Origin of the sequence: Bacillus sp. 491mf, from assembly GCF_900112415.1 — a bacterium.
In the GTDB taxonomy this organism is placed as follows: Bacteria; Bacillota; Bacilli; order Bacillales; family Bacillaceae_G; genus Bacillus_A.
In genome coordinates this window covers 1-24,440 of the sequence record NZ_FOLV01000027.1, presented here as the reverse complement: position 1 = coordinate 24,440, position 24,440 = coordinate 1, and the positions used below count along the sequence as shown (strand labels likewise).

The window sequence follows — 24,440 nt, the reverse complement described above, 5'->3', positions numbered from 1 at the left end:
AGAATAAAAAATAACATTCGACGTGCATAGAAGAACTAATGTGTAAAATACTATGTTTAATAGTTGGTGATTTTTACATGAACAGGTAAAACACCACTTTTATCATCAGTAGAAAGTGAGGCAGCATTAGAATGAAAGCAACTGGAATTGTACGTCGAATTGATGATTTAGGAAGGGTTGTTATTCCGAAAGAAATTCGCAGGACTCTCCGTATTCGGGAAGGTGACCCGTTAGAAATTTTTGTTGATCGCGATGGAGAAGTTATTTTAAAGAAATATTCTCCAATTAGCGAATTAGGTGATTTTGCTAAAGAATATGCAGATGCTTTATATGATAGTTTAGGGCATAATGTACTTGTTTGTGACCGCGATTCAATTATTGCTGTTTCTGGCGTGTCCAAAAAAGAATACTTAAATAAAAGCGTTGGAGATTTAGTTGAGAAAGCGATGGAAGAACGCAAATCGGTTGTTATGACAGACGAAAGTGAAATTTCGATTACTGATGGAGTGGCCGAAAAGGTACAATCTTATACAATCGGTCCGATTATCGCAAATGGTGATCCAATTGGAGCTGTTATTATTTTTTCAAAAGAAGCAATCATTAGTGATGTAGAACATAAGGCTGTGGATACAGCGGCAAGCTTCCTAGCAAAACAAATGGAACAATAAAGCTCTCACCAATCGGGCTCTAACAGGCAGTTAATCTTCATGATGTACTCGAATAAACTGCCTGTTAGAGCTAAGCTAATCCTATGGGTGGTACAGTTTTGTGATACACCGTAATGTACTGTGGAATTATATATTTATGTAAAGGTAGCGTTTTGCTACCTTTTTTTATATGATCACATTGAAAGTGAAAAGCTGTTTTTTTCTTTATGATATAATACGTAGGATGAGTATAGAAAAAGGGAGATTGTATGGTTATGGAGACGAAGAAGTACCACGCTTTTTGGCGCGGAGCGATTATATTAACAATTGCGAGCTTTGTTACAAAAGTATTGAGCGCCTTTTACCGTATTCCATATCAAAATATAGCTGGTGATATTGGTTTTTATATTTATCAGCAAATTTACCCGTTTTACGGGTTTTGTTTAATTTTAACGACATATGGTTTTCCAATCATTATTTCAAAAATGATTGCAGAACGTTTAGAGCGAGGAGAACGGAAAGAAGCAGAATCTATTATATGTATTTCTTTTTGGTTTTTATTAGCTATTGGGATCATAGGGTGTAGTGCATTATTCTTCGGCGCACATACAATTGCATCTTTAATGGGAGATGCGAATTTAGAAAAGTTAATTTGCGTTATTGCATTTTCTTTTTTATTAATGCCATTTCTCGCGGTAGCAAGAGGTTATTTCCAAGGGGTTGGAAATATGATGCCAACGGCTATATCACAGGTAATAGAACAAACGATTCGCGTATCCATTATCGTGTTTTTATCATTATTCCTCATAAAAAAAGGATTTGATTTATATACGGTGGGAGCAGGTGCTATGTTTGGCTCTATAGCAGGTGGTTTTATTGGTGTGATTGTAATGCTGTTTTATTTGCGAAAAGACTTTAGTTCTATTTTTCTGCAAAGTTTTAAAGGGATGTTCAATAAAAAGGCCATTATTCGTACGTTGTTTTGGCAAGGGATTGCAATTTGTGTTAGTAACTTAGTGTTAATTTTTATACAAATGGCAGATTCTATTTCACTTTATAGCTTACTTGTTCAGAACGGGGAGCCAGTAGAAATAGCAAAAACTCTAAAGGGGATATATGATCGCAGCATTCCTCTTATGCAGCTTGGAACGGTCGTGACAACATCGTTTTCACTTTCTTTAACCCCGATGATTTCGGCTGCAAAAGAGAGAGGAGATCAAGCATTCATTCGCAAAAAAGTACAGCTAGCAATTAAAATTACATTTGTAATTGGGATTGCTGCATCATTAGGACTCGCGAGTATTATTCGTCCGGCAAATATTATGTTATTTGCAAATGATGATGGTTCCGTTGTGTTAGGGCTTTTATCTATTTCTATTTTGTTTAGTTCATTAGCAATTACAACTGCATCTATTTTGCAAGGATTAGGGCAAATAGTAAAACCAGCTGTATATGTTGTGATTGGTGCATGTGTGAAATTATTACTCAATTATATATTCATGCCGCATTTTGGTGTGATTGGTGCAGCGATTGCAACTGTAATTGCGTTGTTGTGTATTGCCATATTGAATAGTGTATTACTGATTCGAGAGGTTAATGAGCCGCTTATACAGAAAACTCCTATTGTAGGTGTGACAATTGGAGCATTAAGTATGGTGCTGGTGCTTGCTTGCTGTATGTATATGTTTGAGTGGTTTGGATTACAAGCTAACGAGGAGCATAGAGGGTTAGCGGCGATTCAAGCGTTATTATGTGTTGGTGTTGGCGGTTTACTGTATGTATTTTTAATTTTAAAGCTGCAAGTATTTACAGCGCAGGAAATTGGAACGGTTATGAAACAAGAAAAAGTACAAACTTCTTTGAAGAAGAGTGGATAGAGGTGGGCTATATGAAAAGAACAATTACGATTTTAGGATTAGGAGCTGGTGAGTTAGACCAGCTTACAATGGGCGTATATCGAAAGGTGAAAGCAGCAGCACACATGTATGTTCGAACAAAAGAACATCCAGTTATAGAGGAGCTCGAGAAAGAAGGTGTATTATACACATCTTTTGATGCTGTATATGAAGCGTACGATACATTTGAAGAAGTGTATGAAACAATTTCTAACACATTGATTGAAAAAGCTAAGGATGCTGACATTTTATATGCAGTTCCAGGTCATCCGCTTGTAGCAGAGCGTACTGTACAACTTTTGCTGCAAAAAGGAGAAAAAGAGAATATTGATGTGCGCATCGAGGGTGGGCAAAGCTTTTTAGACCCAATGTTTACAAGTTTGAAAATCGATCCAATTGAAGGGTTTCAGTTAATTGATGCGACGTCATTTGAAAGAGGACAATTAGAGCTTCGTCAGCACTTAATTTTCTGCCAAGTGTATGATGCATTTATTGCATCTGAGGTCAAACTAACATTAATGGAAATGCTTCCGGATGATTATGAAGTATACATTGTGACTGCGGCAGGAACTTCATTTGAACAAGTGAAGAAAGTACCACTCTATTTATTAGATCATGAGGCTGAGCTAAATAATTTAACGAGTGTGTACGTGCCGCCAGTGTTAAATCGACAATCATTGTATCAAGAATTTGCTGTATTACGTGATATTATTGCGGAGCTACGCGGGCCAAATGGATGCCCATGGGATAAAAAGCAAACGCATCAAACTTTAAAGAAATATTTAATTGAAGAAGCATATGAGGTGTTAGAAGCTATTGATGAGGAAGATGACGATCATCTTGTTGAAGAGCTTGGCGATGTTCTATTGCAAGTTATGCTTCATGCACAAATTGGTGAAGATGAAGGTTGGTTCTCGATTGATGATGTCATTCGCACGTTGTCTGAAAAAATGGTCCGTCGTCACCCTCATGTATTCGGAGATGTTAGTGTAGAGACCGCTGATGATGTTATTACGAATTGGGAAGAAATTAAGAAACAAGAAAAAGGAAATGTAAAAGAGTCTATCCTATCAGGTGTTCCGAAAAGTTTACCACAGTTAATGCGCGCTTATGAAATTCAAAAAGAAGCAGCAAAGGTTGGTTTTGACTGGGATCATATTAAACCAATGATGGAAAAAGTAGATGAGGAATGGGAAGAATTTCAACATGAAGTAACGGTAATGGATGAAAAGAAGATGTTATCGGAATTTGGAGATTTAATGTTTGCATTTGTGAATATTGCTCGCTATTATAAAATCAATCCGGAAGAAGCACTTCATAAAACAAATGAAAAATTTATAAGCCGTTTTTTATATATGGAAGCAAAGGTTGCTAGTATGGAAAAGGAAATGAAAGATTTTTCTTTAAAAGAGCTTGATGCATTATGGGAAGAAGCAAAGCGAATAGAGAATGAATAAGGGGGAATCGTTATGCGTTTAGATAAATTTTTAAAAGTGTCTCGTCTTATCAAAAGAAGAACATTAGCAAAAGAAGTTGCAGATCAAGGACGAATTATGATTAATGGTCAAGTCGCGAAAGCGAGCTCAACTGTAAAAGCAGAAGACGAATTAACGATTCGTTTCGGTCAAAAAGTTGTTACGGTAAAAATTAATGAATTAAAAGAAACGACAAAAAAAGAAGATGCTGCAAACTTATATACCGTTGTTCGTGAAGAAAGAGTTGAAGTCAAAGCGGAAGATAGCTTGTTCTAAATAATTTTGTCCCCTCATACATTGATACTAGTATAAAGTTATGGGGGGATGGACGTGAACAAAGGATATTCAATGTCGTCTTCTAATCAACAAAATGTTACTGTAGAGCATGACATTGTAATGAGGGGAAGACGCGTTCTTGATATTACGGGGGTCAAGCAGGTAGAGAGTTTTGATAGTGAAGAATTTCTATTAGAAACAGTCATGGGCTTTTTAACGATACGCGGTCAAAATTTACAAATGAAAAACCTTGATGTTGAAAAAGGACTTGTATCCATTAAAGGGAAAATATATGAGATGGCTTACATTGATGAGCATCAAGGGGAGAAAGCTAAAGGGTTCTTTAGCAAGTTGTTTAAATGAGCTTAACGGTTCAATTATATACAATGCTTTCAATGATTGGGATGGGCGTTTCACTTGGAGCAGCTTTAGATACATATCATCGTTTTTTGAAACGTGGAGAGCGAAAGCGTTGGCTCGTATTTATTTATGATATTTTATTTTGGATTGTCCAAGCCCTTGTTGTATTTTATGTATTGTTGCTTGTAAATCAAGCAGAGTTACGTATGTATGTATTTTTAGCATTGCTGTGTGGCTTTGCCGCATATCAAAGTTTGCTAAAGTCATTGTACATGAAAGTATTAAATTTTTTGATTTACATTTTTGTTCAAACATTTTATTTTTGTGTTCGCGTTGTTCAATTATTTATTGTTAAGCCAATTACGATTTTGATTCATTTAATTATAGCGTTTGCGCTATTTTTATTTCGTCTTGTAGTTGGAATTGGAACTGGGTTATGGAAATTTATTATAGCAATATTGCGGTTAGTGTGGAAAATTATTTTCATCCCTGTTCGATTTGTTTGGTTTGTTATATGGAAACTTCTCCCTAATCGTGTTAAAATTTTCATAAAGAGACAAGCAGGACTTTTAAAATATTTCAAGAAAATGAAGAAGCATATATTCCTAATTTGGGAACTTATAAAAAAGAAGTTAGGGGGACCTCGAAAATGAGGGAACTAAAGCAAAAATATGTATTGGAACAGAATCCTAATTCTGTTAAAAGGCATATAATACAATCGAACGAAGGTAGAAAGCGTGTTTATCGTCGATTAGCTTTATTTTTGGCTGTTGCTTTTGTAGCTATTGTAAGTGTTAGCGTGATTTTTTATCAACAAAATAGCGCGATTAACACTAAAGAAGCAAAAGTAAAAGAATTGGAAAAAGAAACAAATGTGTTAATGACGAAAGAAGAACAGCTGAAAGAAGAAATTAAAAAATTACATGATGAGAACTATGTTTTAGAGATTGCTAGAAGAGATTATTACTTTTCAAAGCCCGGGGAGATAATTTTTCCCATTTCTAAGAAGTAGCTGTTGTATTGACACTATATTTTAAGATTTTATATAATGAAGTAAAATTTGACTTTTTAACCACTAAGGAGGAGCGTTTTTTTTATGTCAATTGAGGTAGGCAGCAAGTTACAGGGTAAAGTAACAGGTATTACGAATTTTGGGGCTTTTGTAGAGCTGCCAGAGGGATTAACTGGTCTTGTTCATATTAGTGAAGTAGCTGATAATTATGTGAAAGATATTAATGATCACTTAAAAGTAGGCGATCAAGTAGAAGTAAAAGTTATTAACGTTGAGAAAGACGGTAAAATTGGTTTATCTATTAAAAAAGCGAAAGAGCGTGAAAAAACAGAAGGCGAACAACGTGATAATCAACGTGCTGGACGTCCTCAACGTAATCGTTCTTTTAACAGAGACAATCGCGGTGGCGGCGACAACCGTAACCCAAAAGAAACATTTGAGCAAAAGATGGCTCGCTTTTTAAAAGACAGTGAAGATCGTTTAACTTCTTTAAAGCGTAATACGGAGTCAAAACGTGGCGGCCGTGGCGCTCGTCGCGGATAAAACTTGCTGTTTATTTAAAATAAAGAGAAGCACCCAGAGTGTTCACTTAGGGTGCTTTTTTTATGATGAAAACAGTGTGTAGAAAAAATAACAAAAATTTTTAAAAACATGTTGACTTTAAATGTCGTTTAAGATAATATACTAATTGTCCGTTAAATACGACATGGCGGTGTAGCTCAGCTGGCTAGAGCGTACGGTTCATACCCGTGAGGTCGGGGGTTCGATCCCCTCCGCCGCTATATATTTTAACGGCCCGTTGGTCAAGTGGTTAAGACACCGCCCTTTCACGGCGGTAACACGGGTTCGAATCCCGTACGGGTCATCAATGAAAAGATCATGCGAATTATGCATGATCTTTTTTTGTCTCGTTATTGTGGACAGCTATCCTCACAATTTTGAGGTGAGGATAGCTGTTGGTATTTTCCTAATCGGTGATAAAAAATAATGAAACGTTTTCTTTATGTTAAGAGATTGTAAAGTTATGTGCTTCTTCTACAAAAACAACTATCATTTTCTGAAAATTCAATGATTTAAAAAGGGATTCGCGTGTAACTCTGTATATATATGGTGTTATTTTGTATAAAAAGTCGAACAATTATTGTGATACAAACTGTTATTTTGACAAAAACTCCGCAACATACATTTTATAATTACAAGTAATAAAATATGCAGGTGGTGTTCAAAATATGCCAAGAGCAGGAAGGAATACTGTCAATCCAAATTCTAGTGCGCTTGCTATAGGCCATGGGCAAATGACAGCTGAAAAGTGGACAAGCAAATTAAGGCTGAAATTGGAACAAATTTTCTTTCGTTGGGGATTTGTGGTTATGTTGGTTGGTTTTCTTTTGGGACGAGCATATATTTTAACGAACATTTTACCATTTACTTTACCGTTCTTTGCTGCTGTATACGTGATGAAACGCGATAAAATGGCTCTTGCATTTCTCGCTGTAATGGCAGGTGCATTTTCGGTTTCATTAGAAAATCTATTTTTTGCCTTTGCGTCTATATTTACATTCTTCATCTATAATATCTTCTTTAATCGTTTTACAAGTAAGACGATTGGCCTTGTACCATTTCAAGTATTTATTTCCGCATTAACCGCTCATCTTATCGTTGTTTATTTCGCGCAAGGAACAATTGGTATGTATGATTTGCTTATTAGTACAATTGAAGCAGGATTAAGCTTCGTGTTAACAATGATTTTCTTGCAAAGTGTGCCTCTTTTAATAGAACGAAAAGGAAAACAACAATCTTTAGAAACGGAAGAAATTGTTTGCCTAATTATATTGTTAGCATCTGTATTAACCGGTACAACGGATTGGTTTGTTTATGATTTATCAATTCAGCATATTTTTACGAGATATTTAGTATTGGTGTTTGCATTTGTGGCAGGGGCGGCAACAGGTTCTACGGTAGGTGTTGTGACAGGTTTGATTTTAAGCTTAGCGAATGTGGCGAGCCTGTATCAATTAAGTTTACTGGCGTTCTCTGGATTGTTAGGTGGCTTGCTGAAAGAGGGGAAGCGAATAGGTGTAAGTTTAGGTTTATTAATTGGAACAAGTTTAATTACGTTATACGTAGATAAACAAACAAGTATAGTAGTGACGTTGTTAGAATCAGGTGTAGCGATTGTATTGTTTTTATTAACACCTAAGTTTATTATAGAACGTCTTTCTAAATATATGCCAGGGACACAAGAGCATACGAATGATCAACAACAGTATTTAAGAAGAATGCGTGATGTAACAGCAAATAAAATTAATCAGTTTGCAAATGTGTTTGAAGCATTATCTAATAGTTTTTCTATATATGGGTATATAGAAAATGAAGATAAGGACACGGAGACGGATTTATTTTTAAGCACAATTACCGCCAAGACATGTCAGACGTGCTTTAAAAAGGATCAGTGTTGGGTTGTGAATTTTGATAAAACGTACGATTATATGAAGCAACTCATGAACGAAACGGAAGAAGGTACATTGCAAAATAATCGTAAATTGCTCCGTGATTTTGAAAAATATTGTGTGAGAGGAACGAAGGTAACGGGTTTAATAGATGATGAATTAGAGCATTTTTATGAAGGGCAAAAGCTAAGGAAGCAAATGCGCGATAATCGGAGAATTGTTGCTGAGCAACTTATGGGTGTTTCGAAAGTAATGGCAGATTTCTCGAAAGAGATTCAAAAGGAAAGAGAGAATCATCAGGTGCAAGAGGAACAAATTTTACAAGCATTTCGTGATTTTGGTGTAGAGGTTGAGCATGTTGATATTTATTGTCTAGATCGGGGGAATATTGATATTGAAATGATGATTCCTGCTTCGTGTAATAAACATGGGGAATGTGAAAAGCTTGTTGCCCCAATGCTGTCTGATATTTTACGCGAGACGGTTGTTGTGAAACATGAAGAGCGATCAGCATATCCGAATGGTTATAGTACAGTATCTTTTGGCTCGGCTAAAACGTTTTCTGTTGATACAGGTCTTGCTACAGCGGCTAAAGGAGGGGGATTTGTATCTGGTGATTCCTATGCCATGATGGAGTTAAGCGTGGGGAAATACGCGCTTGCTATTAGCGATGGGATGGGAAATGGAAGACGGGCTCACATGGAAAGTAAAGAGACAGTGAAACTGTTGCAAAAAATATTGCAATCAGGTATTGATGAGGAGATTGCAATCAAATCGATTAATTCAATTCTCTCGCTACGAACAACCGAAGAAATGTTTACAACATTAGATTTAGCGATGATTGATTTACGTGATGCAAATGCTAAGTTTTTAAAGATTGGTTCTACACCAAGTTTTGTGAAACGTGGTAATCAAGTGTTTCAAATAGAAGCGAGTAATTTACCGATGGGAATTATTGAGGACTTTGAAGTCGACGTTGTAGGCGAACAATTAAAATCCGGTGATATTTTAGTCATGATGAGCGATGGGATTTTTGAAGGTGCAAAACATGTAGAGAATCATGAAGTGTGGATGAAGCGGAAGATTAAAGAATTAGAAACGGAAGATCCACAAGAGATTGCTGATATTATTATGGAAGATGTTATCCGTACTGATAATGGGTATATTAATGATGACATGACAATTGTGGTAGCAAAAGTAAAAAAGAATATGCCGAAATGGGCTACAATTCCTATCGTTAGTAAACAAGCGCAATAAAGTGAAACTTCCACCAGTGGGAACCCCTGCTGGTGGTTAGTTGAACCGATTAGGTTCTTATGGGTTTCGTTTTCTTTTCGCTTGTTGTAATTTTGAGAAATGGGAATATCTGTATCTCTTACTGCTTTTTGAGTTAAAAGAGGTAGATGACAGGGCCTGGGAATATACCTGAGGCCTGTTTGTTATACATAAAATATTTAAATTTGTTTATTTCCGTGTTCAAATAAAAATGCATATGTAAGATAAATTGTGAAATTTATACATCTTTGTTTTGCAGAAAGCTTGTAAAAGTTGTACCATTATATCAAGGTATGCTATCGTTTTAGCTCAATGAAAGGTGATTGCGGCATTGAAAGATGAATTTGTTAAAAAGGTAGATGCTTTTGTAGAAAGGCATAATTTATTAGAGGTACATTCTACGGTTGTTGTTGGTGTATCAGGAGGACCTGATTCTTTAGCGCTTTTCTTCTATTTGTTAGAGAAGCGTGAAGAGAAGAATTTGCAAATTGTAGTAGCTCACGTTGACCATATGTTTCGCGGTGAGGAATCGCAGGAAGATTTACGATTTGTGAAACAGTTGTGTGAAAATCTTAATGTGATCTGTGAAGCGATACAAATTGATGTAAAGCAGTATCAAAAACAAAATCGAATGAGTGCGCAAGTTGCGGCAAGAGAATGTCGATATGCATTTTTGGAAAGAATAATGAGAAAACATAATGCACAATATGTAGCTCTTGGTCATCATGGTGATGATCAAATTGAGACAGTTTTAATGCGTCTTGTGCGTGGTAGCACTTCGAAAGGCTATTCTGGAATTTCTGCGAAACGAGCTTTCGATAAAGGTTTTTTGATTCGACCGTTGTTGGCAGTAACGAAAGAAGAGATTCTTGGTTATTGTAAGAGAAAGGATGTTGTCCCTCGTATTGACCCTAGTAATACAAAAGAAACGTATACAAGGAATCGACTACGGAAATACGTTCTTCCTCATTTAAAACAGGAGAATCCAAATGTTCATGAGCGCTTTCAAGCTTTTAATAAGTTTATGCAAGAGGATGAAGCGTATTTGCAGGAATTAGCTTTTGAAAAAATGAATAAAGTAATTAAGAAAAAGGATACAAAAGGAGTTGTCGTATCAATTCCTGCATTTGAATCTATGGCTATACCTTTACAAAGAAGAGGGATTCAACTAATATTAAACTATCTTTATGAATATAAAATTCCATCTTCGCTTTCTTCAGTACATATTGACAAGGTGATTGAGTTTTTCAAACGAACTCATCCTTCTGGTATGCTTCACTTTCCGGGTGGATTAGAAGTTGTTCGTACATACGAAGAATGTATTTTTCGGTTTGTGGAAGAAAAAGTTATTTTTTCTTCTCATGTTTTACAAGTGCCAGGAAAGGTAACATTAGTAAATGGTGATGAGTTTGTAGTAGAAATTAGCGATTGTGTACCTAATATGATGAATGAGATGATGTTTGTTGCAAAATATAATGAAATAACATCTCCACTGATTGTTCGTCCGCGGGAAGATGGCGATCGAATGTCAATTCATGGTATGAATGGTACGAAGAAGTTAAAGTCTATTTTTATTGAGGCAAAAGTGCCGAAGGAGAAAAGAGCAGACTGGCCAATTGTTTGTGATGCGAGTGGAAATATTATTTGGGTTCCATTGTTGAAACGATCTGCATTTGCTATTTCGCAAGAAACAGTAGATAAGGATACATATATTATTATTCATTACAAAAGCAAGGAGTCTTCCAGGAGGATAATGAAATGATGAATCAAGATATTGAAAAAGTATTAATTTCTGAAGAGCAAATCCAAGAAAAAGTAAGAGAATTAGGTGCAATTCTTGCAGAGGATTATAAAAATACGGTACCTCTTGCGATCGGTGTACTAAAAGGTGCAATGCCATTTATGGGTGACTTATTAAAGCGCACAGATGCATATCTTGAAATGGACTTTATGGCTGTATCTAGCTACGGTCATTCTACTGTTTCAACTGGTGAAGTGAAAATTTTAAAAGATCTAGATACTTCTGTAGAAGGACGCGATATTTTAATCGTAGAAGATATTATCGACAGCGGCCTTACATTAAGCTACTTAGTAGACTTATTTAAGTATCGTAAAGCAAAATCTGTGAAGATTGTAACGTTATTAGATAAGCCAACTGGTCGAAAAGTTGAACTTAAAGCGGATTATGTTGGGTTTACTGTTCCACACGAATTTGTTGTGGGATATGGATTAGACTATAAGGAACAATATCGTAATCTTCCTTATGTTGGTGTGCTAAAGCCAAGCGTATATTCCAATTAATAATATTAAGCATTACAATTGGATAGGAAAGTTTTTCTATGTTACTATTTACTATTATAGTCTGTATGCTGTGAGAGGAGGTTAGGGATGAATCGGATCTTCCGTAATACCATCTTTTATTTACTTATATTTTTAGTGGTAATTGGTATTGTGAGCTATTTTAATGGTTCAACGCAAAAAACAACGCCAATTAGCTACGATAAATTCATTGCTAAACTTGAAAAGGGTGAGGTTCGTAATGTACAACTTCAACCGAAAAATGGTGTATTTGAGGTAAAAGGACAACTAAGTACTGATAGTCAGGAAAAACAGTTTGTAACTTATGCGCCTAACACTGAAGAATTACAAAAGAAAATTAATGACAAGGCACAAGGCACAGAAGTGAAATATCAACCAGCAGAAGAAACGAGTGCTTGGGTAACATTCTTCACTTCCATCATTCCTTTTGTAATTATCTTCATTCTATTCTTCTTCTTGCTTAACCAAGCACAAGGCGGCGGTAGCCGTGTGATGAACTTCGGTAAAAGTAAAGCGAAGTTATACAATGATGATAAGAAAAAGGTTCGTTTTAGAGATGTAGCTGGAGCGGATGAAGAAAAACAAGAACTTGTTGAGGTTGTAGAGTTCTTAAAAGACCCTCGTAAGTTTGCGGAGGTTGGTGCTCGTATTCCGAAGGGTGTTTTATTAGTTGGACCTCCAGGGACAGGTAAAACGTTACTTGCACGTGCTGTTGCAGGTGAAGCTGGCGTTCCATTCTTCTCTATTAGTGGTTCTGACTTCGTAGAGATGTTCGTCGGTGTCGGTGCTTCTCGTGTACGTGACTTATTTGAAAATGCAAAGAAAAACGCACCTTGTATCATTTTCATCGATGAAATTGATGCGGTAGGTCGTCAGCGTGGGGCAGGTCTTGGTGGTGGCCACGATGAGCGTGAGCAAACATTAAACCAATTACTTGTAGAAATGGATGGTTTCGGAGCAAATGAAGGTATTATTATCATTGCTGCAACAAACCGCCCTGATATTCTTGACCCAGCGTTATTACGTCCAGGACGCTTTGACCGTCAAATTACAGTGGATCGTCCGGATGTAAATGGTCGTGAGGCAGTACTTAAAGTGCACGCACGCAATAAACCATTAGATGAAAATATTAATTTACGCGCTATTGCAACGCGTACACCAGGGTTCTCTGGTGCTGATCTTGAAAACTTATTAAATGAAGCAGCTCTTGTAGCGGCGAGACAAGATAAGAAGAAGATCGATATGAGTGATATTGATGAAGCAACGGATCGCGTTATTGCAGGTCCAGCTAAGAAAAGTCGTGTTATCTCTGAAAAAGAACGTAATATCGTTGCATTCCATGAGGCAGGACATACTGTAATTGGGGTAGTGCTCGATGAAGCGGATATCGTTCATAAAGTAACGATTGTACCGCGTGGTCAAGCTGGTGGATATGCAGTAATGCTTCCAAAAGAAGATCGTTACTTCATGACAAAGCCAGAATTGCTTGATAAAATTACAGGTCTACTTGGTGGACGAGTGGCTGAAGAAATTGTATTTGGAGAAGTAAGTACAGGAGCTCATAATGACTTCCAACGTGCGACTGGAATAGCTAGACGCATGGTAACTGAGTTTGGTATGAGTGATAAGCTTGGACCAATGCAATTCGGTAGCTCACAAGGCGGTCAAGTGTTCTTAGGAAGAGACTTCCATTCTGAGCAAAACTATAGTGATGCAATTGCACATGAAATTGATATGGAAATGCAAAGCATTATGAAAGAATGTTATGCTCGTGCAAAACAACTTCTTACTGAAAACCGTGATAAACTTGATCTTATCGCAAAAACGTTACTTGAAGTGGAAACGTTAGATGCAGAGCAAATCAATCATTTATGTGATCATGGTACATTACCAGAGCGTAAAACATCTTCTGAAGGTGATGTGAAAGTAAACATCACAATGAAAAAAGAAGATGAAGCGCCAAAAGATAAAGAAGAGCCAAAGGAGTGACAATTGTCGCTCCTTTTTTTCTTTGCGATATAACTGGGCTTAAACATTGAAAAAAGGAAATGGATTTTTGTAAAATGATGAGGATAGGCAAGCTGAACATGTGTATAAATATGATATGATGAGGTTATAAAGTGAAACTTCTAGCAGCGGGATAAATTCTGTACATATTGCACAAATATACATTAAATAAGATAAGTGGTGAGAATATGATTTTTGTATTGGATGTAGGGAATACAAATGCAGTACTTGGTGTGTTTGAAAATGGGAAACTTCGTCAGCATTGGCGTATGGAAACAGATCGTCATAAAACGGAAGATGAATATGGAATGCTCGTAAAGCAATTACTTGAGCATGAAGGAATTACTTTTCATGACATAAAAGGAATTATTATTTCGTCAGTTGTACCGCCTATTATGTTTGCTTTAGAGCGTATGTGTGAGAAGTACTTTAAAATTAAACCTCTTGTAGTTGGACCTGGAATTAAGACAGGTTTAAATATTAAATATGAGAACCCACGTGAAGTGGGAGCTGATCGTATTGTAAATGCAGTAGCTGGTATTCAGCTATACGGAAGTCCTCTTATTATTGTCGACTTTGGGACGGCAACTACATATTGTTATATTAACGAGAATAAGCATTATATGGGTGGGGTAATTACACCTGGGATTATGATTTCTGCAGAAGCGTTATATAGTAGAGCAGCAAAACTTCCGCGTATTGAAATTACAAGACCAAGTAGTATCGTTGGAAAGAATACAGTAAGTGCAATGCAAGCCGGTATTTTATATGGCTATGTTGGACAAGTAGAAGGTATTGTAAAGCGAATGAAAGAAGAAGCTAAACAAGAGCCAACTGTTATTGCAACAGGGGGATTAGCGAAATTAATTGCCGAGGAATCGGATGTTATCGATATTGTCGATCCATTTTTGACGCTTAAAGGTTTATATATGTTATATGAACGTAATGCCAATCTACAACATGAGAAAGGTGAATAAATGAAAATGAAAGATTATTTAATAAAAGCGCTAGCGTTTAACGGAGAAGTTCGTGCTTATAGTGTACGTACAACAAATACGGTGAGCGAAGCGCAAAGACGTCATGATACATGGAGGACTGCTTCGGCGGCGCTAGGTCGTTCATTAACGGCGGGTACAATGATGGGGGCAATGCTTAAAGGGGATCAGAAACTTACGATTAAGGTAGAGGGTAATGGCCCTATTGGTCCGATTTTAGTAGATGCACATGCGAATGGGGATGTACGTGGTTATGTAACGAATCCGCATGTTGATTTTGAAGCAACGGAACAGGGAAAGCTACGCGTATATCAAGCTGTAGGGACGGAAGGATTTTTAACAATTATTAAAGATATTGGTATGCGTGAGCCATTTATTGGCCAAGTTCCACTTGTTTCAGGTGAGTTAGGAGAAGATTTCACGTATTATTTTGCTATTTCTGAGCAAACACCTTCCTCTGTTGGTGTTGGAGTGCTTGTTAATGGTGATGATAGTATTTCAGCAGCGGGTGGATTTATTTTACAAATCATGCCTGATGCGCAAGAAGAAACAATTTCGATTCTTGAAGAGCGTTTGCAAAAAATCCCGCCTGTTTCTAAGCTTATTGAACAAGGTCTAACTCCTGAAGAGCTACTACATGAGTTGTTAGGAAAGGAAAATATAAAAATTTTAGAGACAATGGATGTACGATTTAATTGTACATGTTCTCGTGAACGTATTGAAGGCGTATTAATAAGCTTAGGGAGAAACGAACTAACGCAAGTACGTGATGAAGAAGAAGAGACTGAAGTACATTGTCATTTTTGTAATGAACGATATAAATTTTCTAAAGAAGATATAACAAAATTAATAAACAGCTTGTAAGCAAGAAAAAGGTTATTTGTCTATTTGGAATCATTTAAATAGATTGACAAATAACCTTCTTTTTGACAGAATGTATATAAATCCAATGAAAATACTCGGTGTTAGGAGTGACGGAGATGCGAGTGGCACAATCAATTTCAGAATTAATCGGAAAAACGCCAGTTGTTAAATTAAACCGCATTGCAGAAGAGGATAGTGCAGATATTTATTTGAAATTAGAGTTTATGAACCCTGGGAGCAGTGTGAAAGATCGTATTGGTTTAGCGATGATTGAAGTTGCTGAGAAACAAGGATTATTAAAAGAAGGCGATACGATTATTGAGCCGACAAGTGGAAACACAGGAATTGGTTTAGCGATGGTTGCGGCGGCAAAAGGGTATAAAGCGATTTTGGTTATGCCGGAAACAATGAGTATTGAACGTCGTAATTTATTGCGTGCTTATGGAGCGGAATTAGTGTTAACGCCAGGATCAGAAGGGATGGGCGGAGCAATTCGTAAGGCAACAGAGTTATCGAAAGAACATGGATACTTTATGCCTCAGCAGTTCCAAAATGAAGCAAATCCAGAAATTCATCGTTTAACTACGGGTCCGGAAATTGTTGAGCAGATGGGTGATCAATTAGATGCATTCATTTCAGGTGTTGGTACAGGCGGAACAATTACGGGTGCTGGTGAAGTATTAAAAGAGAAGTATAAGGATATCAAAATATATGCTGTAGAGCCTTCTGATTCTCCGGTATTATCAGGCGGAAAACCGGGTCCTCATAAAATTCAAGGTATCGGTGCTGGATTTGTTCCTGGAACGTTAGACACAGATGTATATGATGAGATTATTCAGGTAAAAGCAGAGCAAGCATTTGAATATGCAAGAAGAGTAGCACGCGAAGAAGGTATTTTAGTTGGTATATCATCTGGAGCAGCTATTTATGCAGCAATAGAAGTTGCAAAAAAACTTGGAAAAGGTAAGAAAGTACTTGTCATCATTCCAAGTAATGGAGAGCGCTATTTAAGTACACCACTATATCAATTTGAATCATAAGGTTCATATATGGAAAGCATTCCTCAAAAAAGGGATGCTTTTTCTTTTTTCGTTTGAGAATAGGAAAAGAGTGAACGACTAGAAAACTTCATGTAAAATAAGTATTAGTTGAACTAAATTGGTTTTTTGCGGACGGTTCAATATTTTTAACCGATTATTAGAACAGGATAAAATAAGACGAGGTGTTTATATGCAGCGAAGAAAATCTTTAGCTATTTCAGTTCCGTATCAGTTAGACTTTTTTAAACAATATAAGTTCCTTTCGCAAAACAAACCTCATCATATCATTTTAGAAAGTGGTCGCGGGGGGCGTTATAGTATTGTTGGACTTGATCCTGTAGCGATTGTTCGTGGGAAAAATGAAACACTACATATATGGGAAAATGGAGAGGGGACAATAGAAAAGGGGAATCCATTGCACCTAATGCAGCAGTATATGGAGCAATGGAAAACAGAACATAATGATGCGTATCCGCCGTTTCAAGGTGGCGCAATTGGTTATTTCAGTTATGACTGTATCCGCTATATTGAGAAAATGCCTTCTCTTGCAGAAGATGATGTAAATGTACCAGATATATTTTTCTTATTGTTTGATGATGTATTTGTTTATGATCAAAAAGAACAAATGTTATGGATTATTACGCATTATACAAATGATGAGAAGCAAGCGAATAAGCGCTTAAATGAATTAAAAGATCTTTGGTTACAAGATGTGCCAGAAGTGACAATGAAGTTTATTCGACCTGAAACAAATAAAGAAGCAGTTTCTTTTACAGAAACAGGGTTTGTTGAAGCGGCTCGGCGGATTCAGGATTATATTAGAGCCGGAGATGTATTTCAAGTGAACTTGTCTACAAGACAAGAAAAAACATTGCAAACGCATCCGCTAGAAATTTATACGAAGCTTCGTGAAATTAATCCTTCCCCGTACATGGGTTATTTAGAACTTGGAGATTTTCAAATTGTAAGTGCTTCACCAGAGTTATTAATTAAAAAGCAAGGTAGTGAAGTAAGCACACGTCCGATTGCAGGTACGCGTTCTCGCGGAAAAGATGAACAAGAAGATCAAATGCTTGCAAAAGAGTTAATCGAAAATGAGAAAGAGCGTGCAGAACACGTTATGCTTGTTGATTTAGAGAGAAATGATTTAGGGCGTGTTTGTGAGTATGGAACAGTAGAAGTGGATGAATTTATGGTAATTGAAAAATATTCCCACGTTATGCACATTGTTTCAAATGTACGTGGGGAATTACAGCAAGGGAAAGATGCCTTTGATGGTGTGGAGGCTGTATTTCCTGGTGGGACGATTACCGGGGCGCCGAAAATTCGGACGATGGAAATTATTGAAGAGCTAGAACCGGTTCGTCGTGGTATTTATACAGGTTCAATCGGTTGGATTAGCTATTCAGGGGATATGGAATTAAATATTGTCATTCGTACGTTACTTGCGAAAGATGGACAAGCATATGTACAGGCAGGAGCGGGAATTGTTATTGATTCTAATCCGAAAAATGAGTATAAAGAGTCGTTAAAGAAAGCAATAGCATTATGGCGTGCGAAAGAAAGTAGCGAAGAAACGGTTAGGTGAGAGAAATGATATTAATGATTGATAATTATGATTCCTTTACGTTTAATTTAGTGCAGTTTCTCGGAGAGCTAGGACAAGAACTTATCGTCAAACGTAACGATGAAATTACAATTGAAGATATTGAACAAATGCAGCCTGATTTCTTAATGATTTCTCCTGGGCCGTGTAGTCCGAATGAAGCGGGGATTAGTATGGATGCGATTCGCCATTTTGCAGGGGAAATTCCGATTTTTGGCGTTTGTTTAGGGCAACAATCAATCGCTCAAGTATTTGGAGGGGATGTTGTTCGTGCGGAGCGTTTAATGCATGGGAAAACATCTTTCATGCATCATGATGAGAAAACAATCTTTGCTGATATTCCAAATCCATTTACAGCAACGCGTTACCATTCCTTAATTGTAAAAAAAGAAACATTACCAGAGTGTTTAGAAGTAACATCTTGGACAGAGGAAGGGGAAATTATGGCGATTCGTCATAAAACATTACCAATTGAAGGTGTGCAATTCCATCCAGAATCTATTATGACTTCTCATGGTAAGGAATTACTGCAAAACTTCATCCGTCATTACAGCCGGAGTACTTCTGTATGTTAATTTATGTGAACGGTTCATTTGTAGAGGCGAGTAAAGCGAAAATTTCCCCTTATGACCATGGATATTTATATGGTCTTGGTGTATTTGAAACGTTCCGTATTTATAATGGGCACCCTTTCTTGCTAGATGATCATTATGAGCGGCTTATGACTGCTCTTTCGTCATTACATATTGCATGGGAAATGACAAAAGAAGATGTAAAGAGCATTTTAAAAGAGTTGATGGTAAGAAATCATTTGCAAAATGCGTATGTTCGCTTTAACGTGTCTGCAGGTAGCGGGGAGATTGGTTTGCAAACAGATATGTATGAAGAGCCTTCTGTTATTGTTTTTGTAAAACCTTTATCGGCTCCTAGTGATGTAGTAGAAAAAGAAGGAGTCGTTTTAAGACAAACGCGCAATACGCCAGAAGGAGAGTTTCGTTTAAAGTCACATCATTATTTAAATAATATATTGGGGAAACGTGAGATTGGGAATACAACTTCGAAAGAAGGGATTTTTCTTACAAAAGAAGGGTATGTTGCGGAAGGGATTGTTTCGAACCTCTTTTTTGTGAAAAATGACATATTGTATACACCGTCACTACAGACTGGAATTTTAAATGGGATTACGCGTGCTTTTATATTAGCAGCTGCTGAACTATTAGGGCTCAAGGTAAGAGAAGGATTATTTTTACAAGAAGAGTTACTTGCAGCTGATGAAGTATTTGTTACGAATTCCATTCAGGAAATTGTTCCGATTTGGTGCATTGGAGAAGTGCATTTTCCAGGTAAGGAAGGATTGGTCACGAATAAGCTTTTATGTGTATATGAAACGTATCGTGAAAAGCTTTGGAGCAGAAATGAATTGTTAAAAGGAGATGTCTAATATGCAGTGCGGTGAATATACATTGAACTTAAATGAAAAGACATTCATTATGGGGATTTTGAATGCTACACCGGATTCTTTCTCCGATGGTGGCAATTATAATGAGGTGGAAGCAGCGGTTCGTCATGCGAAAGAGATGGTAATGAACGGTGCTCATATTATTGATATTGGCGGAGAGTCTACTCGCCCTGGTTTTGCTAAAGTCTCAGAGGAAGAAGAGTTGCAACGTGTTGTACCAATTATTCAAGCTGTATCGCAAGCAGTGAATGTTCCTATATCGATTGATACGTACAAAGCGGAGGTTGCTAAACAAGCTATTGAAGCTGGTGCCCATATTATTAACGATGTTTGGGGAGCAAAAGCAGAGCCAGAAATTGCAAAAGTAGCGGCGGATTACAATGTACCGATTATTCTTATGCATAACCGCGAGAATACAAATTACCGAAATTTGATGGCGGATCTGATTGCTGATTTGTATGAGAGTATTACAATTGCAAAACGTGCAGGTGTACGTGATGAGAATATTATTTTAGATCCAGGTATAGGATTTGCAAAAACATTTGAGCAAAATTTAGAAGTAATGCGAAATCTAGAACAATTGAAAGTGCTAGGGTATCCGCTTCTTCTTGGAACTTCTCGAAAATCATTTATTGGTCATGCGTTAGATTTACCTGTAGAAGAGCGTTTAGAAGGAACTGGTGCAACTGTTTGTCTTGGTATTCAAAAGGGCTGTGAAATTGTACGCGTTCATGATGTGAAAGAGATGTCCCGCATGGCGAAGATGATGGACGCTATGTTAAGGGGGTAAAAGGTTTGGATAAAATTTTTGTTCATGATATGGAGTTTTATGGTTACCATGGTGTGTTTCCTGAAGAAAATAAATTAGGGCAACGTTTTAAAGTAGATTTAACTGTAGAGTTAGATTTAAAGCGAGCTGGAATGAGTGATAACTTAGAGCATTCCGTAAATTATGGAGAGTTATACGAGTTGTGTAGATGTGTGGTAGAGGAGAAAACGTATAAACTTGTGGAAAGTATTGCGGAAAATATTGCGGCGGACATATTAGAACGTTACGATTGTATTATGAATTGTATTGTAAAAGTTATTAAACCCGATCCACCAATTCCAGGACATTACCGTGCGGTGGCAGTGGAGATTGAGAGAGGGCGTTCATGAATAGTGTAGTTTATATTGCTTTAGGTTCGAATATGGGTGATCGCTATACGTATTTATCACAAGCGATAGAGTTGTTGCAGGCGCATCCGGCTATTGAGGTTGAGGATGTATCGTCTGTTTATGAAACAGATCCAGTTGGATATACAGAACAAGAACAGTTTTTAAACTTAGTTATAAAAATTTCTACCAATTTATTACCTCAAGAGTTATTGATAGTGACGCAAAAAGTGGAAGATGAGCTAGGAAGAAAAAGGAAATTCAAGTGGGGGCCGCGTACCATTGACCTTGACATTTTGCTCTATAATCACGAAAATATTGAAGCAGAGAATCTTGTTGTTCCGCATCCAAGGATGTTTGAAAGAGCTTTTGTTATCGTTCCGTTGATGGAGATTAATCAAGAAATTAACCAAGACATTTCACGTTCACAAGTAGAAGAAATGAAAAGGCGAGAGGGAGTAACGGTATGGAAGCAGAGAAATGGGGAAGGCGCATTCGCGCTTTTCGTAAATTAAAAGGCTATACACAAGAAGGATTTGCGAAAGAATTAGGGGTATCTGTATCGGTTTTAGGTGAAGTTGAGAGAGGGAATCGAGTTCCGTCTCAAGATTTTGTTGTAGAGGTTGCAAAAACGTTAAAAGTTTCAATAGAGGAGTTAATGCCGAAGTAGGCATAATGAAGGGAGGCAATCGGGTGTTAAAGATTGCAAACATTGAAATGAAAAATCCGGTTGTACTAGCGCCGATGGCAGGAGTGTGTAACTCCGCATTCCGTTTAACGGTAAAAGAATTTGGTGCAGGATTAGTATGTGCGGAAATGGTAAGTGATAAAGCAATTTTATTTAACAATCAAAAAACGTTAGATATGCTATATATTGATGAAAGAGAAAAACCATTAAGTCTACAAATTTTCGGTGGGGAAAAAGAAACGCTTGTAGAAGCAGCAAAATATGTAGATAAAAATACAACAGCGGATATTATCGATATTAATATGGGATGTCCGGTGCCAAAAATCACAAAATGTGATGCGGGTGCAAAATGGTTGCTTGACCCGAATAAAGTGTACGAAATGGTAGCTGCAGTTGTAGATGCGGTTGAGAAGCCAGTTACGGTAAAGATGCGTATCGGTTGGGATGAAGATCACATTTTTGCGATTGAAAATGCTCAAGCAGTTGAACGTGCGGGCGGTCAAGCAGTTGCTGTTCACGGTCGTACTCGTGTTCAAATGTATGAAGGAAAAGCAGATTGGAATATTATTAAGCAAGTAAAACAAGCTGTTAATATTCCTGTTATCGGAAATGGTGATGTAGAAACGCCGCAAGATGCTAAACGTATGCTTGATGAAATTGGCGTGGATGGTGTAATGATTGGGCGTGCAGCACTTGGTAATCCGTGGATGATTTACCGTACAGTGAAGTATTTAGAGACTGGCGAATTAATGCCGGAGCCATCTGTGCGCGAAAAAATTGACGTATGTATGTTGCATCTAGATCGTCTCATTGATTTGAAAAATGAAGACATCGCAGTTCGAGAAATGCGCAAACATGCAGCGTGGTACTTAAAAAGTGTTCGTGGTAACGCTAGAGTGCGTAATGAAATTAATAGTTGTAATACACGCGCCGATCTTGCATCTTTATTGACGGTATTTGTAGAAGAAGTAGAAGCGAAACAAGAATCTATTCAAGTTGGATAATGGTAAGTGATAAAATGGGCGTTTGACATTCCGGTTTTTACTACCTATAATTACGTCTAAGAAATAAGAACTGCCAGCGTGTTGCTGGCAGTTTTTCTAGTTGGATAGAAAATGATATACTATATATATTGTAAATTTTAATAGAGCTGGAGTGATATCAATACCATGGATAACATGAACCACGAAGAATTAAATGACCAATTGCTCGTTCGTCGCGAGAAGCTACATAACTTACGTGAACAAGGAATCGATCCATTTGGTAAACGTTTTGAACGTACACATTCAACGAAAGAATTGCTAAGCGTGTATGGAGAGCTTTCTAAAGAAGAGTTAGAAGAGAAAGAAATCTCTGTTTCAATCGCTGGTCGTATTATGACAAAACGCGGTAAAGGGAAAGCGGGCTTTGCGCATATTCAAGATCTACATGGACAAGTTCAAATTTATGTTCGTAAAGATACAGTTGGTGATGAGCAGTATGAACTATTTAATACAGCTGATTTAGGTGACTTAGTAGGAATAGAAGGGAAAGTATTTAAAACAAAAGTTGGAGAACTTTCGGTTAAAGCAACTGGTTTTACTTTACTAACAAAGTCTCTTCGCCCACTTCCTGATAAATATCATGGATTAAAAGACGTTGAACAACGTTACCGTCAACGTTACCTAGATTTAATTACGAGCATGGAAAGTCGTGAAACGTTTGTAACTCGTAGTAAAATCATTCGTGAGATGAGAAGATACTTAGATAATAATGGCTATTTAGAAGTAGAAACACCGATGTTGCATGCAATTGCGGGCGGGGCATCTGCACGTCCGTTTATTACGCATCATAATGCGTTAGATATGGAATTCTATATGCGTATTGCGATTGAACTACATTTAAAACGCCTAATTGTGGGTGGATTAGAGAAAGTATACGAAATTGGTCGTGTATTCCGTAATGAAGGTGTATCAACTCGTCATAATCCTGAATTTACGATGATTGAATTATATGAAGCGTATGCAGACTATAAAGATATTATGAAACTAACAGAAAACATGGTTGCTCATATCGCAAAAGAAGTTTTAGGCACAACGACGATTCCATATGGTGAATATGAAATTAATTTAGAGCCAGAGTGGACAAGACTGCACATGGTAGATGCAATCAAACAATATTCTGGAGCAGACTTCTGGAGCCCAATGAGTGTAGAAGAAGCTCGTGCATTAGCGAAAGAGCACAGCGTAGAAATTAAGGATACAATGGAAGTTGGTCATATTATTAATGAGTTCTTCGAGCAAAAAGTAGAAGAACATTTAATTCAACCTACATTCATTTATGGTCACCCAGTGGAAATTTCTCCTCTTGCGAAAAAGAATGAAGAAGATCCACGCTTTACAGATCGTTTTGAGTTATTTATTGTCGCTCGTGAACATGCGAATGCATTTACAGAATTAAATGACCCAATTGATCAAAAAGAACGTTTCGAAGCGCAGTTAAAAGAGCGTGAACAAGGTAATGATGAAGCGCACATGATGGATGATGATTATATTGAAGCACTTGAGTATGGTATGCCCCCTACAGGTGGATTAGGAATCGGTATTGACCGTCTAGTTATGTTATTAACAAATGCACCGTCTATTCGTGACGTATTACTATTCCCTGCAATGAGACATAAACAAAACTAAGCTTTGGAGTTTTCTCCAAAGCTTTTTTTTATATTGTTTTATAAGGTGAAAAAAATATAAAAAAACTATTGCATTTTAATTTATGAACTGGTATATTTATATTCGTTGTCACGAACGGCAGCGAAGTTAACAACTTGGAAATGAAAAAAGTTGTTGACAGAGAAATAACGAAATGTTATATTGTTAAAGTCGCTTTGAGCGGCAGACGAGTTCTTTGAAAACTGAACGAAACAAACAACGTGAAACGT

24 protein-coding genes and 2 tRNA genes are annotated in these 24,440 nt (G+C 37.1%); all 26 read left to right on the top strand.

The window, feature by feature from the left end:
- Positions 1–131: 131 nt before the first annotated feature.
- Positions 132–668, top strand: a complete 537-nt coding sequence (gene spoVT / locus BM211_RS18935; RefSeq protein ID WP_035433589.1) for a stage V sporulation protein T — start codon at positions 132–134, stop codon at positions 666–668.
- A 254-nt stretch (positions 669–922) separates the two neighbouring features.
- Positions 923–2,524, top strand: a complete 1,602-nt coding sequence (locus BM211_RS18930) for a putative polysaccharide biosynthesis protein (protein ID WP_090998983.1) — start codon at positions 923–925, stop codon at positions 2,522–2,524.
- Positions 2,525–2,535: 11 nt separating this feature from the next.
- Complete coding sequence (gene mazG / locus BM211_RS18925; RefSeq protein WP_090998980.1) at positions 2,536–3,999, top strand: bifunctional methyltransferase/pyrophosphohydrolase YabN; 1,464 nt, start codon at positions 2,536–2,538, stop codon at positions 3,997–3,999.
- A 12-nt stretch (positions 4,000–4,011) separates the two neighbouring features.
- Positions 4,012–4,293 (top strand): RNA-binding S4 domain-containing protein, encoded by a 282-nt coding sequence (locus BM211_RS18920; protein WP_035433585.1) that lies wholly within the window; start codon positions 4,012–4,014, stop codon positions 4,291–4,293.
- 72 nt (positions 4,294–4,365) lie between these two features.
- Positions 4,366–4,656, top strand: coding sequence for a sporulation protein YabP (gene yabP / locus BM211_RS18915; protein ID WP_371261891.1), 291 nt, complete (start codon positions 4,366–4,368; stop codon positions 4,654–4,656).
- Complete coding sequence (gene yabQ / locus BM211_RS18910; protein ID WP_035433581.1) at positions 4,653–5,306, top strand: spore cortex biosynthesis protein YabQ; 654 nt, start codon at positions 4,653–4,655, stop codon at positions 5,304–5,306. Before yabP ends, yabQ begins: the two co-directional genes overlap by 4 nt.
- Positions 5,303–5,665: an FtsB family cell division protein gene (locus tag BM211_RS18905; RefSeq protein WP_090998978.1), complete on the top strand. Its 363-nt coding sequence runs from the start codon at positions 5,303–5,305 to the stop codon at positions 5,663–5,665. The genes yabQ and BM211_RS18905 overlap by 4 nt, the downstream gene beginning before the upstream one ends.
- An 84-nt stretch (positions 5,666–5,749) precedes the next feature.
- Positions 5,750–6,208, top strand: a complete 459-nt coding sequence (locus tag BM211_RS18900) for a S1 domain-containing RNA-binding protein (RefSeq protein WP_035433577.1) — start codon at positions 5,750–5,752, stop codon at positions 6,206–6,208.
- 165 nt (positions 6,209–6,373) lie between these two features.
- Positions 6,374–6,447, top strand: a tRNA-Met gene (locus tag BM211_RS18895).
- An 11-nt stretch (positions 6,448–6,458) separates the two neighbouring features.
- Positions 6,459–6,530: transfer RNA gene (locus BM211_RS18890), tRNA-Glu, on the top strand.
- Positions 6,531–6,894: 364 nt separating this feature from the next.
- Positions 6,895–9,372, top strand: a complete 2,478-nt coding sequence (gene spoIIE, locus BM211_RS18885) for a stage II sporulation protein E (protein WP_035433576.1) — start codon at positions 6,895–6,897, stop codon at positions 9,370–9,372.
- Positions 9,373–9,721: 349 nt separating this feature from the next.
- The gene (gene tilS, locus BM211_RS18880; RefSeq protein WP_035433574.1) at positions 9,722–11,152 is read left to right on the top strand and encodes a tRNA lysidine(34) synthetase TilS; all 1,431 of its coding nucleotides are present in this window, start codon (positions 9,722–9,724) and stop codon (positions 11,150–11,152) included.
- A complete protein-coding gene (gene hpt / locus BM211_RS18875; protein ID WP_035433573.1) occupies positions 11,149–11,691 on the top strand; it encodes a hypoxanthine phosphoribosyltransferase in 543 nt (180 codons plus the stop codon). The genes tilS and hpt overlap by 4 nt, the downstream gene beginning before the upstream one ends.
- An 87-nt stretch (positions 11,692–11,778) precedes the next feature.
- Positions 11,779–13,698, top strand: coding sequence for an ATP-dependent zinc metalloprotease FtsH (gene ftsH, locus BM211_RS18870; protein ID WP_035433571.1), 1,920 nt, complete (start codon positions 11,779–11,781; stop codon positions 13,696–13,698).
- 206 nt (positions 13,699–13,904) lie between these two features.
- On the top strand, positions 13,905–14,693 hold the full coding sequence (locus BM211_RS18865) for a type III pantothenate kinase (protein WP_035433570.1): 789 nt from the start codon (positions 13,905–13,907) through the stop codon (positions 14,691–14,693).
- Between the two features lie 6 nt (positions 14,694–14,699).
- Entirely contained in the window at positions 14,700–15,575 is an 876-nt protein-coding gene (gene hslO, locus BM211_RS18860; RefSeq protein ID WP_035433629.1) for an Hsp33 family molecular chaperone HslO, read from the top strand.
- Positions 15,576–15,691: 116 nt separating this feature from the next.
- Positions 15,692–16,615, top strand: a complete 924-nt coding sequence (gene cysK, locus BM211_RS18855; protein WP_035433568.1) for a cysteine synthase A — start codon at positions 15,692–15,694, stop codon at positions 16,613–16,615.
- 190 nt (positions 16,616–16,805) lie between these two features.
- Entirely contained in the window at positions 16,806–18,203 is a 1,398-nt protein-coding gene (gene trpE / locus BM211_RS18850; protein ID WP_035433567.1) for an anthranilate synthase component I, read from the top strand.
- Between the two features lie 5 nt (positions 18,204–18,208).
- Entirely contained in the window at positions 18,209–18,796 is a 588-nt protein-coding gene (pabA, locus tag BM211_RS18845; protein ID WP_035433566.1) for an aminodeoxychorismate/anthranilate synthase component II, read from the top strand.
- Complete coding sequence (gene pabC / locus BM211_RS18840; RefSeq protein WP_090998976.1) at positions 18,790–19,662, top strand: aminodeoxychorismate lyase; 873 nt, start codon at positions 18,790–18,792, stop codon at positions 19,660–19,662. The genes pabA and pabC overlap by 7 nt, the downstream gene beginning before the upstream one ends.
- Positions 19,655–20,470, top strand: coding sequence for a dihydropteroate synthase (folP, locus tag BM211_RS18835; RefSeq protein WP_090998974.1), 816 nt, complete (start codon positions 19,655–19,657; stop codon positions 20,468–20,470). The genes pabC and folP overlap by 8 nt, the downstream gene beginning before the upstream one ends.
- Before the next feature lie 5 nt (positions 20,471–20,475).
- A complete protein-coding gene (gene folB, locus BM211_RS18830) occupies positions 20,476–20,838 on the top strand; it encodes a dihydroneopterin aldolase (protein ID WP_020062127.1) in 363 nt (120 codons plus the stop codon).
- The gene (folK, locus tag BM211_RS18825) at positions 20,835–21,350 is read left to right on the top strand and encodes a 2-amino-4-hydroxy-6-hydroxymethyldihydropteridine diphosphokinase (protein ID WP_035433563.1); all 516 of its coding nucleotides are present in this window, start codon (positions 20,835–20,837) and stop codon (positions 21,348–21,350) included. The genes folB and folK overlap by 4 nt, the downstream gene beginning before the upstream one ends.
- Positions 21,302–21,505, top strand: coding sequence for a helix-turn-helix domain-containing protein (locus BM211_RS18820; RefSeq protein ID WP_035433561.1), 204 nt, complete (start codon positions 21,302–21,304; stop codon positions 21,503–21,505). The genes folK and BM211_RS18820 overlap by 49 nt, the downstream gene beginning before the upstream one ends.
- 23 nt (positions 21,506–21,528) lie before the next feature.
- A complete protein-coding gene (dusB, locus tag BM211_RS18815; RefSeq protein ID WP_035433560.1) occupies positions 21,529–22,527 on the top strand; it encodes a tRNA dihydrouridine synthase DusB in 999 nt (332 codons plus the stop codon).
- A gap of 165 nt (positions 22,528–22,692) precedes the next feature.
- Positions 22,693–24,192 carry a lysine--tRNA ligase gene (gene lysS, locus BM211_RS18810; RefSeq protein WP_035433558.1) on the top strand — a complete coding sequence of 500 codons (1,500 nt, stop codon included), beginning with the start codon at positions 22,693–22,695 and terminating at the stop codon, positions 24,190–24,192.
- Positions 24,193–24,440 lie beyond the last annotated feature (248 nt).